Below are 16918 nucleotides of genomic sequence, written 5' to 3'. Positions count from 1 at the left end.
GGTCATTCGCCAGTAGTCGCAGCTATCCCGGGCGTGTCGACGACACCTACTGGCAAATGACGGACGGCGACTCGACTCAGCTCGAGAGCTGGTCGGAGCCGAAGCGCTGAACGACGGTCGGGCGCACCTGAAAATCGTCCACGTTGCCGGTCGCGGCCCTGACACGCCTGCCCGCATCCGCGGCGATGGCATCGGCCACCGCGAGCGGCACGTCGTCGAGAACGACGGCCGCGGCGCCGTGCAACCGGTGCCCGAGCCAGCGCAACTGCACCGCCTCGAAACCGAGGACGCCGGGCGTGTCGGCCAGAGCATGCTCGACTCGGTGGACGAGGTCGGGCTCGATCCCGTCCATCAGGCGACGGCCGATGCTTCGCACGGTGCCCCAGAGCAGCACGACGATGGCCGCCGAGATGAGCAGACCCACGATCGGGTCGGCGAGCGGGAACCCGAGCATCACGCCGAAGGCGCCCAGCACGACGGCGAGGGAGGTGAAGCCGTCCATCCGCGCGTGCACGCCGTCGGCGACGAGTGCCGCCGAACCGATCCTGCGACCGACCCGGATGCGATAGATCGCGACCGCCTCGTTGCCGGCGAACCCGATCAGTCCGGCTGCGACGACCCACCAGGGATTGTGTAAGGGCTGCGGATGGAGCAGCCGCTCGACGGACTGCCACGCCGCGACGATCGCGGAGACGGCCACGACCGCGATGATGAACAGACCCGCGAGGTCTTCGGCGCGACCGAATCCGTAGGTGTAGCGGCGGCTCGCGACCCGGCGTCCTAGGACGAACGCCACCCACAGGGGAACGGCGGTCAGTGCGTCGGAGAAGTTGTGGATGGTGTCGGCGAACAACGCGACCGACCCGCTGAGCAGGACGACGGCGAACTGGAGCACGGTGGTTCCGAGGAGGACGAAGAGGCTGATCTTGAGGGCACGCACGCCCTCGCGGCTGGCTTCGAGCGCATCGTCGATCGCGTCGGACGCGTCATGCGAGTGCGGGACGAAGAGGTTGTAGAGCGCGCCTTTGAGCCCGGTCGGGTGGTGGTGCTCGTGCTCGTGGTCGTGATCGTGATGATCCTGGCCGTGACCGTGGGTGCGCGCCTCGGTCATGCCGGCTCCTCGCTCTGCGCGTGGTGGTGCCTCGGGGTGCCGCCCAGGGCGTGCTCGGCCTGAAAGATCGCATCCGACACCAGCTGCCGCGCGTGCTCATTCGCCAGCCGGTAGAAGACGCGCGTGCCCTCCTGTCGCGTCGTGACCATCCGCGCCAGGCGCAGTTTGGCCAGATGCTGCGAGACGGACGGCGGCGTCTTGTCGAGGATGTCGGCCAGGTGGTTCACCGACAGTTCCTGGTCGCGCAGCGCCAGGATGATCCGCACGCGGGTCGCATCGGCGAGCATCCCGAACACCTCGACGGCCAACTCGACGAACTGACTGTCGGGCTGCCGCCCGCACATCGCATTATCTGCATCCATACGCAGATTCTTACATTAAAGCGCCGGCGCGGCGAACAGCCCCCGAACGCAGAAGGGGCGGATGCACCGATCGGTGCATCCGCCCATCCGCGAGGCCTCAGGGGTCGGTCGAGGCCTCAGAGGGGTGAGTCGTCGATGTCGCTGGTGCGACGGGTGACTCGCTCACCCGTTGCCGGGTCCACCGCCTGACGAGTGGTGGCCACCGACGTCCGGCGTCGAGTGATCAGCACGATGCCGAGGATGATGCCGATTACACCCGCAGCCATCAGGATGTATCCGACGAGGTGGAGGTCGATCCAGCCGACCTGCAGGTTCAGTGCGAACGCGAGGATGGCGCCGACGACGAACAGGACGATTCCGGTTCCGAGGCTCATGAGCTTCCTTTCCTTGTCGTTTCGCGGGAGGCCGGGCTAGGCGCGACGGCTCCCGGTCAGCATCCGTACCAGCCATACGATGACCGCGATGACCAACAGGACGATTCCGACCCAGAGCAGGAAGTTGAGCGATTGGACGAAGCCTCCGGTGAGAAGCAGGATGATCGCGATGATCGCGATGACGATCAGAAGAATGTTCATTGTGGGGCACTCCTTCTTATGCGGATCACGGTTGATCCGTCGGCGGCACCCATGGAACAACTAGTTCACGAAACTAGCAAGTGGTTGTGGGGGCGTAGATTTTCGGCCGAAAAGGGAGTAGCCGTCAGGCCTTCGTGTCGTCGATTCCGTCGACAGCCGACTGCATCCGCTCCAGAAATCGCGTCACGACCTGCATTTCCTCCGGGCTGAGCGACTCGGCCGCCAGGATGACCTGCTCGTGCGTGTCTCCGACGGCATCCCGGATGCCCGGATCAGTGAGCTCCAGGGGCACGATCTCTACCGACCGCCGATCGCTCCGGCTCGCCCGCTTCTGCACGTAGCCGTCGCGCACCAGCCGGCCGATCAGGGCGGTGGTCGACGCCGTCGAGATCCCCAGGTAGTGCGAGATGTCCTTGGCGTTCGTCACGCGCCCCGCCTGGTCGTTGGCGAGGATGAACCGGAGCGCGAGGAAGTCGTTCTCGCTGATGTTCATGGTCACACCCTTGCGGCGGCGCATCGCCGCTTCGGCCGCACGGTACGCGCGCAGAGCGTTCAGCACGGCGAAAGTGCCTGACGATGCGGGGAGCCGGCCGGCGTCGCCGGAGGAGGGTGGAACGTTGGTCACAGCGTCCATTCAAACCCCGGATTCGCTAGTTAATCTAGGTATCCCTCGCGACTGGTGTAATCGGCAGACGCGTCTATTGTGGTGCAGGCGAACGGGGCCGCGAGAGCGGGGGCAGCGAGAGGAGCACGGCGATCGACGATCTGAGCGGACGTACGTTCGGTGACCGATTCCAGCTGTCACGCGTGATCGGGCGCGGCGGCATGGCCGCCGTGTACAGCGCCCACGACCTGCAGCTCGACCGCTCTGTGGCGGTCAAGATCTTCGCCCCGGGCGAGGCCAACGACGACACCCGCCGCCGGGCCGAGACCCAGTTGCTCGCGCGCCTCAACCATCCCAACCTGGTCACGCTCTACGACGCCCACCTGGCCGCGCCGGGCACCGACGAACCCAGCTACATCGTGATGGAGCTGGTGGACGGGCCGAGTCTTCGGGACGAGCTCGCGCGCGGCCCCCTCCCCGCCGAGGAGGTCGCGGTGCTGGCGGCCGAGCTGGCCGAAGCACTCGTGGCGGTCCATGCCGCCGGAGTCGTGCATCGCGACCTCAAGCCGGCGAACATCCTGCTCGCGCTCACGGGGCTCCCGTCGCCGCCCTATCGCGGCAAGCTGGCCGACTTCGGCATCGCCCACCTGGTCGGCTCGGAGCGGATCACCACCCACGGGATGGTCGTCGGCACGGCGGCCTACCTCAGCCCGGAGCAGGCGCACGGCGCCGAGCCCGGTCCCCCCGCCGACATCTACTCTCTCGGCCTCGTGCTCATCGAGTCGCTGACCGGTCATCGGCCGTTTCCCGGCACGGCTGCCGAGTCGTTCGGCGCCCGCCTCCTTCGCGACCCGGTCATCCCGTCGAACCTGCCGCCGGGGTGGGCTCAGCTGCTCACCGAGATGACGGCTCGGGATGCCGCGGCGAGGCCGGAAGCGCTCGACGTCGCGGTGCGCGCTCGGGCCTACGCCGGAGAACTGGCGGGATGGGCCCCGGGCGAGGACGAGACCGTGGACCTTCCCGGTCCCGACTTCGCGGCCGCCGCTGCTGCGGCGGCTGCTGCGGTGGGTGCTGCGGCCGGTGCTGCGGCCGTGGCCGCTCCCGGGTCCGACGAGAAGACATTGGTCATGGCGGCTCCTCCGACAATGCCGCTGACCGTCGACGACGAGAGCACTGGAGCATCCCGTCGGCGCACCGTGATCGGGGTCGCGATCGCCGCGCTCGGCGTCCTCGCGGTCGCCGGGATGGTGGCCGCCGGCATCCTCGTGGGTGCGAACGCCCAGAACGCCGAACCGTCCTCACCCCCGGCGAGCAGCGTCGCGCCGGTCGCGCCCGTCAGCAGCGTCCCCCCGACGACGCCGCCGACCATCCGGCCCGCGCCCTCCGTCAAGCCGTCTCCGGCACCGGTTCAGAGCGACAACGGCAACAACGACAAGGGCGGCGACAAGGGCAAAGGCAAAGGCAACAAGGAGAAGGGCAACGGCGGCTGACCCTCCTGGCCCGCGATCGTCAGGACTGCTTGCCGACCGCCGGCTCCCCGACGAACTGGTGCGATTCGCTCGCGAGCTCAGGCCAGTCCTCCGGGTCGGCGATGCGCACCCAGGCACCGCGCGGCGCGCCCTCGTCCCCGGATGCCCGCGATGCGATGCCCCTCGAAATCAGGTCGGCCGCACGCTCCGCGGGAAGGTCCACGAACAGAGCGTCTCCGTCGCGGAAGGCGAAGAGCCTGCCGTGCACGTGCAGCCCCGCCGAGTTGACGGTCACGTCGTCATCCGGATCCAGCAGCAGCTGGTTGGTCAAGGTCTCGAAGGCGAGATCGGCCTGTTCGCTCACGTGTTCCTCCTCGGTGTTCCCCCGGTGGATGACAGCCACAGTAGCTCACCCGGGCGGTCGCGGGGATGATGGGGACATGAACCCCGTCGAAGCGCTGAACGAGATCGCCTTCTGGCTCGACCGCGAACTGGCCCCGAGTTTCAAGGTGCAGGCTTTTCGCAAGGCCGCCGCGATCATCGGCCCGACCGACCCCGCCGAGCTGGCGGCGCAGGCGCAGGACGGGCGGCTCAAGCGCACGAAAGGAATCGGCGACCGCACCTACCAGGTGATCACCCAGGCGATCGAGGGCCGGGTTCCCGACTACCTGGCCGACCTGCGCGAGCGCGGCGCGCATCCACTGGCCGAGGGCGGGGACGCCGTGCTCGCCGCCCTGCGCGGCGACCTGCACAGTCACAGCGAGTGGTCCGACGGCGGCACACCCGTCGAGCTCATGGTCGCTGCCGCGCGAACGCTCGGCCGGGAGTATCTCGCCCTCACCGACCACTCGCCCAGCCTCACCGTGGCCAGCGGGCTGAGCGCTGAACGCCTGACCGAACAGCTCGCGCTCGTCGAACGCATCGACGCCGAGGCCGGCGACGGTTTCCGGCTCCTGAAAGGCATCGAGGTCGACATCCTCGAGAGCGGCGAGCTCGACCAGTCGTCCGAGATGCTCGGCCGGCTGGACGTCGTCGTCGCCAGCGTGCACTCGAAACTCCGCTCAGATCGGGCCACGATGACGCGCCGGATGCTCGCGGGCGTGCGCGATCCGCACACCAACGTGCTCGGACACTGCACCGGCCGCCTGGTCGAGGGCTCCCGCGGCACGCGCCCGCCCTCGGAGTTCGACGCCGAGGCCGTCTTCGCCGCCTGCGCCGAGAACGATGTGGCGGTCGAGATCAACTCGCGACCGGAACGGCAGGATCCACCCGACGAGCTCATCGCGCTGGCCCTCGACGCCGGATGCCTTTTCAGCATCGACAGCGACGCCCACGCTCCCGGTCAGCTCGACTTCCTGCAGTACGGCGCGGTCCGTGCTGCGGCCAATCACGTGCCCGTCGACCGGATCGTGACCACCTGGCCGGTGGACCGGCTGCTGGAATGGACGGGCGCTTCAGGCCGACGCTGACGTGGATGGGACGGACGAAGGGTGAGGCCCGTGGACGGAGCCTCACCCTTCCAGCCGCCTGCGGCGGGCGCCCTGCGTTCGTCAGTGCTTGAAGGCGTCCTTGACGTTCTCGCCGGCCTGCTTGAGGTCCGACTTGGCCTGATCGGCCTTGCCCTCGGCGACCTTCTGGTCGTCACCGGTCGCGTGACCGACGGCCTCCTTGGATTTGCCCTTGAGGTCTTCGGCGGCGTTCTCCATCTTGTCCGATGCACCCATGTGTATCGCTCCTCTCGCCGTTGCCCGGTTGGCAACACTCGAGACCGTACGCCGGGCATCCGGAGCCCTCTATGGGGTAGACGAATCGGCCGGATGAGCCTAGGCGGTTGTCCGCCGCTGCTCTGATTCAGGAGCCGAACGACCGTGGTAGCACCGAAGCGGGGTCGCGCACGCCGTCAATAGTCTGAGCAGCGAAGTCTCCGCACCGGCCAGCACCTGGGGGTCCCATGTCACCGACCGCACTCGACCGCACCGAACAGCAGCCCGCTTCGATCGACCTGTCGCGACGTGACCTCGCCGTCGACTTCACCCGCGTGGTCTGCGTCGTGCTGGTGGTCGCCGCCCACCTCCTCATGGTCGGCGTCGGGTTCGACGCGAGCGGCGCCATCGTCGTGAGCAAGCCGGTCACCGAGGAGCCGTGGTTCGCGGCCGCCACCGTCGTCGGCCAGATCATGCCGTTGTTCTTCGCCTTGGGAGGGTTCGCGTCCATCACCGCCTGGCGTTCCCTGCAGCGCCGCGGCGGAGACGCCGCCGGCTACCTGCGCGGCCGGCTCGTGCGCCTGGTCGAACCCACCCTCCCGGTGTTCGTGTTCTTCGGCCTCGCCATCGGGGCGGCCACGCTCGCGGGCGCCCCCGCCGGCCTGCTCGACGGCATCGTCGCGGGAATCGGGACGCCGCTCTGGTTCCTGGCCGCCTACCTCCTGTGCCAGTGGTTCGTCCCGTTCATGGCCCGGATGCACGAGCGGGCGCCCTGGTGGACGCTGACCGCTCTCGCGGCCGGTGCCGTGCTGGTGGACGCCGCCCGCGCAGCCTCCGGGGTGGAACCTCTCGGGCTGCTCAACCTCGTCTTCGTGTGGCTGTTCGTGCAGCAGCTCGGCTTCTTCTACGCGGACGGCGTCCTTCAGGCCGCACCGCGCGGGGTCCTCGTCGCGATCGCTCTCGGCGCCGGGGCTCTGCTCTTCGCGGGCGTCGCGATCGGCGTCTACTCGCCGGACATGCTCGTGAACCTCAACCCTCCGCGGTTCGCGCTCGGCCTGCTCGGGGCCATCCAGCTGTGCGTGCTCGTGCTCGTGCATCCGGCCCTCACCGCCCTCATGCGCACGCGCCCGGCCCGCGCCTTCACCTTCGTCGTCGGCAGCCGGCTGATGACCGTCTACCTGTGGCACCTGACATGCATCATCGCGATCACCGGGCTCTGCCTGCTGATCCCCGGAGCCGTGCCCGCGCCCCTCAGCGACGCCTGGTGGGCGTCACGGCCGCTCGTGCTCCTCGCGGCGTTCGGGCTGGTGCTCCTCCTCTCGCTCGGCGTCGGGCGGTTCGAGTCCGGCCCCCGTCCGCTGCGCGACGACGAGGTGGCGCCCGGCTGGGCGCGGGTGAGCGTCGCTGCGCTGCTGGCGTTCATCCCGCCGTTCCTGGTGATGCGACTGGGGCTGGACGGGTGGCTCGCGTTGCTCGGGATCGTCTGCTTCTCGGCGTCGTTGCTGCTGGTGCGGGGTCGTGTCCGCGCTTCGGCCTAGACCCTCGTGAGCAACCAGTCCAGGGCGACGGGGAGCGCCGCGAGCACCGACACGTGACCGTCGCGCGGGCGCAGCCACAGCTCGGCGTCGGGCAGCCGGGTGAGCATCCACTGGGCGTGCGCCTCGGGAACCACGCGGTCGAGGCCGCCCTGCACGAGCAGGACCGGCACGTCGAGGTCGGCGAGGTCGAAGCCCCAGGGGGTCGCGTACGCGAGGTCGTCGCCGATCTCGCCGTCGGGCGCGGCGGACCCTGCGCGCCCGGCGTCGGCCCCGAGGGAGCCCCAGGCTCCCTCGAGGGCGCTCCAGTCGGCCCCGATGAAGCTGCTCTCGTCGAACTCGGCCGTCTCGGCGTAGCGCGTCCGCTCGGCGCGGCCCTGCCGGGCGGCCCGCAACGCCCCTTCGGACGCCATCCCGGCGAACCAGTCGAAGTCGTCGGTGTACGGCGCGATCCCTGCGAGTGTCGCGACGGCGCTCACGCGGCCGGGAGCGAGCGCAGCGCAGGCGAGGGCGTGCGGGCCGCCACCGGATGCCCCTACCGAGGCGAACCTCTCGATCCCGAGCGCGTCGGCGACGGCCAGGACGTCGGCAGCCGCATCGACGACGCGTCGGCCGGGCAGCGGCGAGGTCCCCTCGTACCCCGGACGAGCGCACGAGACGACCCGGATGCCGCGCCGAGCGGCCGCCTCGACCACGGGCTCCAGCAGCCGGCCGGTCTGCGGGGTCCCGTGATGCCAGAACACGGTGGCCGCCGGCCCGCTCCCCTCGCCCGTGTCGTAGTACTGCACGGTCCGGCCGTCGCCTCTGCGTGCCTCGAAGCCGTCCCCCATCAGATTCCCTTCGTCGCGTGCGCTCCACAGTGCCACGCGCGTGCGCCAGACGCCAGGCGACCCACGGCCGGCGCCGAGCCCGTCGCCGCGGAAAGGGCAGGGGCGCGCGCACGAATTCTGCGTCGCAGGAGGTGGGGTCGGGCGATCTGCGCGCGTGGCGCGGGTTAATGCACCGGAATGTGCATCCGGGCCGTGCTTGTGTCAGCCTGTCGTAGCCGCCCGCGCCCCACGCGGCCCAGGAAGGAATACCCCATGAAGCGCCCTGCTGAGCCGTCCACCACCCGGATGCACGCCGTGTCCGACGAGACCAGGGACATCGTCGACCTCGTGCTCGACTACTCCCGACGGCGCATCCTGAGCAGCGACACTCCGCTCGACAAGCCGATGGCCGAGGCGGAGCTGCGACGGCTCGCCGGACGCTCGATCCTCGACAACGGGATCGGCGCCAAGCGGGCCCTCGCCCTGTTCGAGCACGTGCTCGCTCCGGCCTGCATCACCACCGACCACCCGCAGTACCTCTCGTTCATCCCGACCGCGCCCACCAAGGCGGCCACCGCGTTCGACCTCGTCGTGTCGGCGAGCGCCGTCTACGGCGGCTCGTGGCTCGAAGGATCGGGCGCGGTCTACGCCGAGAACGAGGTGCTGGCGTGGCTGGCTGGCGAGTTCGGGCTGCCAGCGACCGCGGGAGGCGTCTTCGTGCAAGGAGGCACCCTCGGCAACCTGTCGGCGCTGGTGGCCGCCCGCGACCACGCCCGCGCCGAACTGCAGGCCGCCGGAGTGCAGCAGCCCGCCCGCTGGAAGATCGTCTGCAGCGCCGAAGCCCACTCGTCGATCGCCTCGGCCGCCCGCGTGATGGACGTCGACGTGGTGCCCGTCACCCCGTCGGAGAGCGGCGCACTGAGAGGCGAGAACGTCCGTGGGGCGCTGGAGGAGCACGGCGACTCCGTGTTCGCGGTCGTCGCGACCGCCGGGTCCACCAACTTCGGGATCGTCGACGAGGTCGCCTCGATCGCGGCCCTGAAAGACGAGTTCGACTTCTGGCTGCACGTCGACGGCGCCTACGGGCTGGCCGGGATGCTCTCGCCGCTCGCCCGCCACCACTTCGCCGGCGTCGAGCGTGCCGACTCCGTGATCGTCGACCCGCACAAATGGCTGTTCGCGCCGTTCGACGCGTGCGCGCTCATCTACCGCGACCCCGAGTCGGGCCGACGGGCGCACACCCAGCACGCCGAATACCTCGACACCCTCACCGAGACCTCCGAGTGGAGCCCGTCGGACTACGCGGCGCACTTGACCCGGCGCGCCCGGGGTCTCCCGCTCTGGTTCTCGCTGGCGACCTATGGCGAGAACGCCTACCGCGACGCGATCAGCGCCTCGATCCGCCTCGCGCAGCGCATCGCCGACGAGATCGAGTCGCGCGACGGTTTCCGCCTGGTGCGGCGGCCGCAGCTCTCGGTCGTGGTGTTCGAGCGGGAAGGCTGGTCACGCACCGACTACTCCGAGTGGTCGGCCCGACTGCTCGACGAGCAGCGTGCGTTCGTCACGCCGAGCTCGCACCAGGGCCGGCCCAACACGCGGTTCGCCATCCTGAACCCGATGACGACGTTCGAACAGCTCACGGGCATTCTCGACACCATGTAGGCAGGCGGGTGACGCGTGACGCTACGCGGCCACCGCATCCGGAACGCCGTCGCTCGGCGTGCGCAGACGCGCGCGCCGCGACATGATCGCCACGCAGACGACGATGCCCGCGAACAGCACCAGGCTGACGGCGCCCGTGCCGAAGCCGAGCCCCAGCCGCGACGGGGGAAGCGCCAGCCAGTCCGAGATGGATGCGCCGAACGGACGGGTGAGCACGTACGACGCCCAGAAGGCGGCTGTCGCACCCAGTCCCCACCAGCGGTAGGCGACGCCGGGGATCGCGAAGAGCACACCGAACACGATTCCGGATGCGAGGAACCCGAGACCGAACGTCACGGCGGTGAGATCGCCGAGCGCCGTGCCGAGGGCGAACGTCGTCATCACGGTGGCCCAGTAGAAGAATTCGCGGGGGCGGGTGTCGATGTGGTGCACGGAAAGCGTCCGCTGGGTCGCGTACCAGGTCGCGAAGACGGCGGCGAGGATCACCAGGAACACCGTGGTCGACACGAGGTAGGGCACACCGAACTGCACGTGGATCACGTCGGCGACCATCGTTCCGAACACTGCCACCATCAGAACAGCCAGCCAGTAGATCCAGGGCACGTAGCGGCGCACGGCGAACTGCAGCCACAGGGAGGCGGCGAGCAGGACGGCCGCGCCGGCGACCGCGATCGGCGGGTCGATCAGGTGCACGAAGAAGTCGGACGTCGTCTCGCCCATGGCGGTGGTGAGGATCTTCGCCACCCAGAACAGGGCGGTCACCTCAGGGACTTTGTTGCGCAGCACGCGACCACTGTGGCAATCGTGCTCTAAGAATCGGCTGAGATCGCGGCATCCGGAGTCGGGCATCCGGATGCGGGCATCCGGATTCTTAGGGTCTTCTTGTGGGAGATGTCCAAGAATCGGTGTCATCGTCGAAAGGTCTCCACTGTGTCCGCCCGCACCGTCCCCGCACGTCCGCGCCTGCGGCCCGCGACCGTCGTCGTGCCGGTCGTCGTCATCCTGCTGGTGGTGCTCGCCGGGCTGATCATCCGCGAATCGCCGGCGGTCACCGCGTGGGAGCTCGGCGTCGTCCAGGCCCTCAGCGACGCGCACGCAGCGCCCCTCGACGCGCTCTGCCTCGGGATCAACTGGCTGTTCTCGCCGCCGATCGCAGCCGTGATCGTGGTGCTCTGCGCCCTCGGCGTCCTCGGCGTCACCCGGCGGGTGCGACCGCTGGTCGCCTTCGTGACGCTGGCGGTGGTGCCCTGGCTGGGCAACGACCTGATCAAGGTCATCGTGGCCCGGCCGCGACCCGACGTCACATCCCTCTCGCACCAGCTGATCCCGGCCCCCTCATCGTTCAGCTACCCGAGCGGGCACGCCGCCTTCGCGGCGTCCCTCTGCCTCGCCCTGCTGTTCACCGTCGGCGCCGGCCGCCTGCGCCCGCTCTTCCTCGCCGTCGCCGTGGTCGTCCCCGTACTCACGGCGTTCTCGCGTGTGTACCTCGGGGTGCACTATCCGACCGATGTGGTCGCGAGCCTCGTCTACGTGACCGCGGCGGCCATCCTGATCGACGCCCTCCTGAACGCGCTGTTCGCCCGCCTGGATCGCGATCACAGCGCACCGGATGCTCACCGCAGTAGATTGACTCGTCATGGAGCTTGAACGACAGCGGATCCTGCTGGTCGAGGACGATTCCCGACTCGGGCCGCTCATCGAGCAGGTGCTCGCCGAGACCTACGACGTCACCCTGGTCGCCGACGGCGACGAGGGTCTGCGCGTCGGGCTCGCCGGCCCCTTCGACGCCATCGTCGTCGACCGCAGACTCCCGGGCACCGACGGCGTGACCCTGGTCGAGACACTGCGCGCCCGCCGCGTGGTGGCGCCCATCCTGATGCTGACGGCGCTCGGCGCTCTCGCCGACCGCGTGAACGGCCTCGACGCAGGCGCAAACGACTATCTCGTCAAGCCGTTCGAGTTCGACGAACTGCTCGCGCGGCTCCGCGCCCTCACCCGCACCTTCACGGGTGAAGGGCCGGCGCTCCCGGTCGGCGATTGGCAGTTCTTTCCCGAGAGCCGCTGCATCTACTCCCCGTACGACGGCCGCATCCAGCTCACCGTGCGCGAGAGCGCGCTGGTGCGCCTGCTCGCCGAGAACCCGCTCCGCACCTTCACCCGCCGTCAGATCCTGCACGAAGTGTTCGAGAGCGACGACCAGCCGGGCACCGTCGACACGTATGTGCATTACGTGCGCCGCAAGACCGACAAAGACCTCATCGCCACCGTCCGCGGCGAAGGCTACCGGCTGGGTCAGCCATGACCCGGCGCACCGACGGGGACGACGCGAGCGCCGTCCGCCGTGCCTCCCGGGTCGTCGGTCTGCAGATCACGATCGCGTCCGGCGCGCTGGTCATCGCCGCGATCGGGGTCGCGTTCTTCTTCGTGCTCGACCAGATGCGCCCCTCCGAGCTCGCCGAGAAGCCACTGCCCGGCGAGCACAAGATCTACATCGACACGACGGAGGCCATGATCGCGTTCATCGTGGTCGGCGTGCTCGCGGTCGCGGTCTCGGGCTTGCTGAGCATCCTGATCACCCGGCGCGCTGTCGCCCCGCTCGGCCGCGCCCTCACCATGCAGCGCGCCTTCGTGCAGGATGCGAGCCACGAGCTGCGCACCCCGTTGGCGGTGCTCGACGCCCGACTGCAGATCCTGCAGCGGCGGCTCCCTCCCGACGACCCGTCGTCCCCGATCGTCGGCGAGCTCCGCACCGACACCCGAGCCCTCATCGACATCGTCAACGACCTGCTGCTCGCCGCGGATCCGAGCCAGGATGCTCCCCCGCAGCCGACGCCGGTGGTCCCCGCCGTCAGCCGGGCCGTCGAGGCGATGCGTGTGCTGGCCGAGCCGCGGGGCATCCGGGTTCGCCTGGACGCGGACGCCGACCCGTCGGTCGCCGTGCCGACCGCCAGCCTCCAACGCTGCGTGACGGCGCTCGTCGACAACGCCCTCGCGCACGCGCCGGACGACTCGACCGTGACCGTGACCGTGCGGACGCAGGGGCGACGGATGATCCTTTCAGTCGCCGACACCGGCCCGGGCATCCAGGGCATCGACCCGCAGCGGATCTTCGATCGCTTCGCCCGTGCCCCGCGCCCGTCGGCCGGGGAGGCCGGCGGTCGCCCCAGTTTCGGCATCGGCCTGGCCCTGGTCCGCGAGATCGCAGCCCGTTACGGCGGGAACGTCGACGTCGCGGCCACGAGCGACGAGGGCACGGTCCTCGAGCTGAGCCTGCCGGTCGCGGCGCAAGCGTCGGCCGCGACGCCCGCCTGACAACGGCGGCGCCGGACGGCGGCCGCGCAGGGAGTGTCTGACAATTGTTGGATCCATGCGATTGCTCAGATTTACGGTGTTGGTGGCGCGAGGAGCAAGCCCGCCTGACGGCGGCAGCGCCAGGCTCGGCCGCCTAGCGGCGCGGGAGGTCAGGCTCGCCGTCGCTCTCGGCGCGCATCCCCAGCGACTCCACGACCAGCTCGAAGACCACCGCGGCGGCGAACGCCACAGTGACGCTTGCAACGACGACGCCGAGCACGCCGCCGACGGTCCTGGCCAGCTGATTCCTCCGAACACTCGTCATGGTGCCCACCCTGCGCTCACCGCTCAAAGGAATTCCCCAGAAGTACACCTTCCACCGGTGCCGCAAGCTGCACTCTTGGAGGATTCTGGGATCACACCGGCTGAACTGGACGCACAACGACCACACACCGGAGGGGAGGTCCCCGATGTCGCTCGTCGCAACGAAGCCCCGGACATTCGCACGCACCCGTATCAGCGCGCTCTCCGGAGAGCGCTGGTTCATCGCCACCCTGTCCGGCCTCTTCACCACCGCCCTCGCGTCGCTCGGGTCGGCGATCCCCTCGCTCTGGGGCGACGAAGCGGCAAGCGTGATGTCCGCCGAGCGGTCGCTCCCCTCGCTCGCGGGGATGCTCGGACACGTCGACGCTGTGCACGGCACCTACTATTTCGGGCTGCACTGGTGGATCCTGATGTTCGGCACCTCGCCCTTCGCACTCCGGTTCCCCAGCGCGATCGCGGTCGGACTGGCCACCGCCGCCGTCGTGATGATCGCCTGGCGCCTGGAGGGCCGCCGGCTGGCGATCATCGCCGCCGGAGTGTGCCTGATCCTCCCGCGCGTCACCTACATGGGCGAGGAGGCCCGCTCCTACGCCTTGAGTGCTGCCGTCGCCGCATGGCTGACCCTCCTCCTGGTCGAGATCCTGCACCGCCGCGACGTGCAGGCACTGTGGTGGCTCGCGTACGGCGCCCTGCTCGCGGTGGGCACCTATCTCTTCCTGTACATCGCACTCTTCGCGATCATGCACGCCCTCGTGCTCGTCGTCGTGCGACCGCGCCGCTCGATTCTCGTGGCCTGGGGAGTGACCGTCGCGATCGCCGCGATCGCCTGCGTCCCTCTCGGCCTGGTCGCCGTGCTCGAACGCAGCCAGATCTCCTACCTGGCCACCACGCAGCAGCTGTCGTTCGAGACCCTCTTCGCCTCCCTGTGGTTCGGAACGTGGTCGGTCGCCGTGGTCGCCTGGGCGCTCATCGTGGTCGCAGTGGGGGCGGAGTGGCGCCGGCGCCAGGGATCCGTGCTCACGTGGGCGACGTCGACCCGGCCGGAGTCCGACGAACGCATGCCGTCACTCGTCGGCCTCGCCCTCGCGTGGCTCCTGGTGCCGACCCTCGTCCTCATCGCCGCGCACGCCGTGATCCCCGATTTCACCGCCCGCTACGTCTCGTTCTGCGCGCCGGCCGCGGCCATCCTGATCGCCTGCGGTCTGCAGCGGATCTCGGAGGTCCGCCAGTGGGCCGGAATCGTCGCCGGCCTCCTGCTGGTCACGCTGATCGCCCCGGTCTACCTCTCCCAGCGCACGCCGTACGCCAAGAACAACAGCGACTGGGCGATGGTCAGCGCGGCGGTCGGCTCCCATGCGCATCCGGGCGACGCCGTGATCTTCGACGAGTCCGTTCGCACGTCACGCCGGCCCCGGCTCGCGCTGCACACGTATCCCGCCGGTTTCGCCGGCTTGAAGGATGTGACCCTCGACGTGCCGTTCCAGAACAACGACACCTGGCATGACAGCACCCTCACCGTCGGTCAGGCCGATGCGCGCGGACGACTGGTCGGCGTGAAGACCGTCTGGCTCGTCGAGTACGCACTGACGCGGTCGAGGCCGGACAGCTGGGGGCTCGACGCCCTCGAGCGTGAGGGATTCGTGCAGACCGGAACCCGCATCTCCACGCACCGCGAGCTCGTCCTCGAGCTGCGGCGCTGACCGAAAGGACCCTGTGCCACCCATCGCCTTCCACGCCGGCCTCCTCGACCCGCAGGCCCTGATCGACGGCGCCGGCCCCTGGGCGCTGCTCGGCGTGTGCGCGATCGTCTTCGCCGAGTCGGGTCTGCTGATCGGGTTCTTCCTACCCGGGGACACGCTGCTGTTCTTCACGGGCGTGCTGACGCTCACCGGCCACATCCCGCAGCCGCTGTGGCTCGTCATCCTGGCGGTCGCGGTCGCCGCGATCCTCGGCGACCAGCTCGGCTACACGATCGGCAAACGCACCGGGCCGCCGATCTTCGAGCGTCGGGAGTCCGGCCTGTTCAGCCGGGCCAGCGTCGAGCGCACCCAAGGCTTCTTCGACCGGTTCGGCGGCGCGGCGGTCACGATCGCGCGTTTCGTGCCGGTGGTCAGGACGTTCGCGCCGGTCGCCGCAGGTGTCGGCCGGATGCCCCGCGGCCGGTTCACGCTCTACAACGTCGTCGGCGCGACCGTGTGGTCGGCCGCCGTGATCCTCATCGGCTACGGACTCGGCCACATCCCCGGTGTCGCCGACTTCGTCTCGACCTACCTCGACTTCATCCTGATCGGGATCGTCGTGATCTCGGTGTGCCCCGTGCTCGTGAGGGCCATCGTGCTCCGGATGCGCAAGCGGGTCGACGCCGACAACTGACGCCCCCTCCCCGATCGTCGAGGGGTGGCGAACGCATCCGGAGACCGCGGAATCGGATGCGTTCTCCGCCCCTCGACGCATTGCTACGGGAGGATGTAGCCGGCGGCCGTGAACAGGCGGTACCACTCCGTGCGGGTGAGCGGGATGTCGGAGCCGGCGGCCGAGTCGCGCACACGCGAGGCGTTGGTCGTGCCGAGCACCACCTGCATCTGCGCCGGGTGCCGGGTGATCCAGGCGACGGCGATGGCGGTCGGCGTCACGCCGTAGGCGGCGGCGAGCTCGTCGATGGCGTCGTTCAGCCCGGCGTAGTTCTCGCGGTCGCCGAGGAAGACGCCGTTGAAGAAGCCCTTCTGGAAGGGCGACCAGGCCTGCAGCGTGATGTCGTTGAGCCGGCAGTAGTCGAGGATCCCGTTGTCGCGGTCGATCGACTGGTCGAGCGCCGCCATGTTGGACGCGACCCCGAACGCGATCAGCGGCGCGTGCGTGATGCTCAGCTGCACCTGGTTGACGACGAGCGGCTGATTCACCGAGCGCTTGAGCAGCTCGATCTGGCCGGGCGTGTGGTTGGAGACGCCGAAGTTGCGGACCTTGCCGGCGGCGAGGAGGGTGTCGAACGCCGCGGCCACCTCATCCGGCTCGACCAGCGTGTCGGGACGGTGCAGGAGAAGCACGTCGAGGAAGTCGGTTCGCAGGGCGGCGAGCGACTCGTCGACCGAGCTCAGGATGTGCTCCTTCGAGAAGTCGAACGAGCCCTCGCGGATGCCGACCTTCGACTGGATGATCATCGAGTCGCGTTCGGCGGGCGTGAGGCCGAGTGCCTCCCCGAAGCGTCGCTCCGACCCGTGGAGCACACCGCCGTACACGTCGGCGTGGTCGAAGTAGTTGACCCCTTCGTCCTTCGCGGTGCGGACCAGCTCGCGGATCTCGTCGTCGCTCAGGTCGGCGATCCGCATGAGACCGAGGATGATGTTCGAGGACTCGAGGGTGGTGTTCGGCAGGGTGAACGTCTTCATGTCTCCATCTTCGCCCCTGGGCGCTGGTCGTGGTCGTGCCGATTTCTTCTGACAGTCAGTGCCGCGACGAATGACGGGGGCGGATGC

General features: G+C 69.5%; 20 protein-coding genes. 9 read left to right on the top strand and 11 right to left on the bottom strand.

Features of this window, described 5'->3' with window-relative positions; translation table 11 throughout:
- Window positions 1–76: 76 nt before the first annotated feature.
- The 5 genes from ACFVV5_RS01145 to ACFVV5_RS01125 form a co-directional block, all read right to left on the bottom strand.
- Window positions 77–1111, bottom strand: coding sequence for a cation diffusion facilitator family transporter (locus tag ACFVV5_RS01145; protein WP_387237656.1), 1035 nt, complete (start codon window positions 1109–1111; stop codon window positions 77–79).
- Complete coding sequence (locus ACFVV5_RS01140; RefSeq protein WP_387237653.1) at window positions 1108–1473, bottom strand: ArsR/SmtB family transcription factor; 366 nt, start codon at window positions 1471–1473, stop codon at window positions 1108–1110. The genes ACFVV5_RS01145 and ACFVV5_RS01140 overlap by 4 nt, the downstream gene beginning before the upstream one ends.
- 116 nt (window positions 1474–1589) lie before the next feature.
- Window positions 1590–1847, bottom strand: coding sequence for a DUF6458 family protein (locus ACFVV5_RS01135; protein ID WP_387237650.1), 258 nt, complete (start codon window positions 1845–1847; stop codon window positions 1590–1592).
- A gap of 36 nt (window positions 1848–1883) precedes the next feature.
- Window positions 1884–2048 (bottom strand): hypothetical protein, encoded by a 165-nt coding sequence (locus tag ACFVV5_RS01130; protein WP_387237647.1) that lies wholly within the window; start codon window positions 2046–2048, stop codon window positions 1884–1886.
- 124 nt (window positions 2049–2172) lie between these two features.
- Window positions 2173–2673, bottom strand: coding sequence for a MarR family winged helix-turn-helix transcriptional regulator (locus tag ACFVV5_RS01125; protein ID WP_387237644.1), 501 nt, complete (start codon window positions 2671–2673; stop codon window positions 2173–2175).
- 182 nt (window positions 2674–2855) lie between these two features.
- Here ACFVV5_RS01125 and ACFVV5_RS01120 point away from each other — a divergent pair, with 182 nt between their 5' ends.
- The gene (locus ACFVV5_RS01120; RefSeq protein ID WP_387237641.1) at window positions 2856–4142 is read left to right on the top strand and encodes a serine/threonine-protein kinase; all 1287 of its coding nucleotides are present in this window, start codon (window positions 2856–2858) and stop codon (window positions 4140–4142) included.
- Between the two features lie 19 nt (window positions 4143–4161).
- Here the strand turns inward: ACFVV5_RS01120 and ACFVV5_RS01115 are convergent, their stop codons facing one another.
- Window positions 4162–4485 carry a hypothetical protein gene (locus tag ACFVV5_RS01115; RefSeq protein WP_387237638.1) on the bottom strand — a complete coding sequence of 108 codons (324 nt, stop codon included), beginning with the start codon at window positions 4483–4485 and terminating at the stop codon, window positions 4162–4164.
- A gap of 76 nt (window positions 4486–4561) precedes the next feature.
- On the opposite strand from ACFVV5_RS01115, the gene ACFVV5_RS01110 reads away from it, so the two are divergent.
- Window positions 4562–5590, top strand: a complete 1029-nt coding sequence (locus ACFVV5_RS01110) for a PHP domain-containing protein (RefSeq protein ID WP_387237635.1) — start codon at window positions 4562–4564, stop codon at window positions 5588–5590.
- Between the two features lie 81 nt (window positions 5591–5671).
- Here ACFVV5_RS01110 and ACFVV5_RS01105 read toward each other — a convergent pair whose 3' ends face one another.
- Window positions 5672–5845, bottom strand: coding sequence for a CsbD family protein (locus ACFVV5_RS01105; RefSeq protein WP_387237632.1), 174 nt, complete (start codon window positions 5843–5845; stop codon window positions 5672–5674).
- Between the two features lie 227 nt (window positions 5846–6072).
- Here ACFVV5_RS01105 and ACFVV5_RS01100 point away from each other — a divergent pair, with 227 nt between their 5' ends.
- On the top strand, window positions 6073–7362 hold the full coding sequence (locus ACFVV5_RS01100; protein ID WP_387237629.1) for an acyltransferase: 1290 nt from the start codon (window positions 6073–6075) through the stop codon (window positions 7360–7362).
- On the opposite strand, the gene ACFVV5_RS01095 is transcribed toward ACFVV5_RS01100, so the two are convergent.
- Window positions 7359–8225, bottom strand: a complete 867-nt coding sequence (locus ACFVV5_RS01095; protein ID WP_387237626.1) for an alpha/beta fold hydrolase — start codon at window positions 8223–8225, stop codon at window positions 7359–7361. The genes ACFVV5_RS01100 and ACFVV5_RS01095 overlap by 4 nt on opposite strands.
- Before the next feature lie 216 nt (window positions 8226–8441).
- Here ACFVV5_RS01095 and ACFVV5_RS01090 point away from each other — a divergent pair, with 216 nt between their 5' ends.
- The gene (locus ACFVV5_RS01090; RefSeq protein WP_387237624.1) at window positions 8442–9830 is read left to right on the top strand and encodes a pyridoxal phosphate-dependent decarboxylase family protein; all 1389 of its coding nucleotides are present in this window, start codon (window positions 8442–8444) and stop codon (window positions 9828–9830) included.
- Window positions 9831–9851: 21 nt separating this feature from the next.
- Here ACFVV5_RS01090 and ACFVV5_RS01085 read toward each other — a convergent pair whose 3' ends face one another.
- Window positions 9852–10742, bottom strand: coding sequence for a hypothetical protein (locus tag ACFVV5_RS01085; protein WP_387237622.1), 891 nt, complete (start codon window positions 10740–10742; stop codon window positions 9852–9854).
- Between the two features lie 18 nt (window positions 10743–10760).
- On the opposite strand from ACFVV5_RS01085, the gene ACFVV5_RS01080 reads away from it, so the two are divergent.
- Genes ACFVV5_RS01080 through ACFVV5_RS01070 form a run of 3 tightly spaced genes read left to right on the top strand, consistent with a single transcriptional unit; the run spans window position 10761 to window position 13142 of the window.
- On the top strand, window positions 10761–11477 hold the full coding sequence (locus ACFVV5_RS01080) for a phosphatase PAP2 family protein (protein WP_387237619.1): 717 nt from the start codon (window positions 10761–10763) through the stop codon (window positions 11475–11477).
- Window positions 11467–12132, top strand: a complete 666-nt coding sequence (locus tag ACFVV5_RS01075) for a response regulator transcription factor (protein ID WP_387237616.1) — start codon at window positions 11467–11469, stop codon at window positions 12130–12132. Before ACFVV5_RS01080 ends, ACFVV5_RS01075 begins: the two co-directional genes overlap by 11 nt.
- The gene (locus tag ACFVV5_RS01070; protein ID WP_387237613.1) at window positions 12129–13142 is read left to right on the top strand and encodes a sensor histidine kinase; all 1014 of its coding nucleotides are present in this window, start codon (window positions 12129–12131) and stop codon (window positions 13140–13142) included. Before ACFVV5_RS01075 ends, ACFVV5_RS01070 begins: the two co-directional genes overlap by 4 nt.
- A gap of 133 nt (window positions 13143–13275) precedes the next feature.
- Here ACFVV5_RS01070 and ACFVV5_RS01065 read toward each other — a convergent pair whose 3' ends face one another.
- Window positions 13276–13446 carry a hypothetical protein gene (locus tag ACFVV5_RS01065; protein ID WP_387237610.1) on the bottom strand — a complete coding sequence of 57 codons (171 nt, stop codon included), beginning with the start codon at window positions 13444–13446 and terminating at the stop codon, window positions 13276–13278.
- A gap of 145 nt (window positions 13447–13591) precedes the next feature.
- On the opposite strand from ACFVV5_RS01065, the gene ACFVV5_RS01060 reads away from it, so the two are divergent.
- Together ACFVV5_RS01060 and ACFVV5_RS01055 are read left to right on the top strand one after the other, a co-directional pair.
- Window positions 13592–15145 (top strand): glycosyltransferase family 39 protein, encoded by a 1554-nt coding sequence (locus ACFVV5_RS01060; RefSeq protein ID WP_387237608.1) that lies wholly within the window; start codon window positions 13592–13594, stop codon window positions 15143–15145.
- Window positions 15146–15158: 13 nt separating this feature from the next.
- Window positions 15159–15818, top strand: a complete 660-nt coding sequence (locus tag ACFVV5_RS01055) for a DedA family protein (RefSeq protein ID WP_387237605.1) — start codon at window positions 15159–15161, stop codon at window positions 15816–15818.
- 83 nt (window positions 15819–15901) lie between these two features.
- Here the strand turns inward: ACFVV5_RS01055 and ACFVV5_RS01050 are convergent, their stop codons facing one another.
- Window positions 15902–16831: an aldo/keto reductase family oxidoreductase gene (locus tag ACFVV5_RS01050; RefSeq protein WP_387237602.1), complete on the bottom strand. Its 930-nt coding sequence runs from the start codon at window positions 16829–16831 to the stop codon at window positions 15902–15904.
- Between the last annotated feature and the right edge of the window lie 87 nt (window positions 16832–16918).

The sequence above is a fragment of the Leifsonia sp. NPDC058248 genome (assembly GCF_042881905.1).
Lineage (GTDB): Bacteria > Actinomycetota > Actinomycetes > Actinomycetales > Microbacteriaceae > Leifsonia.
Note: the sequence above shows the minus strand (reverse complement) of the source record. Positions and strands in the feature narration are given on the sequence as shown.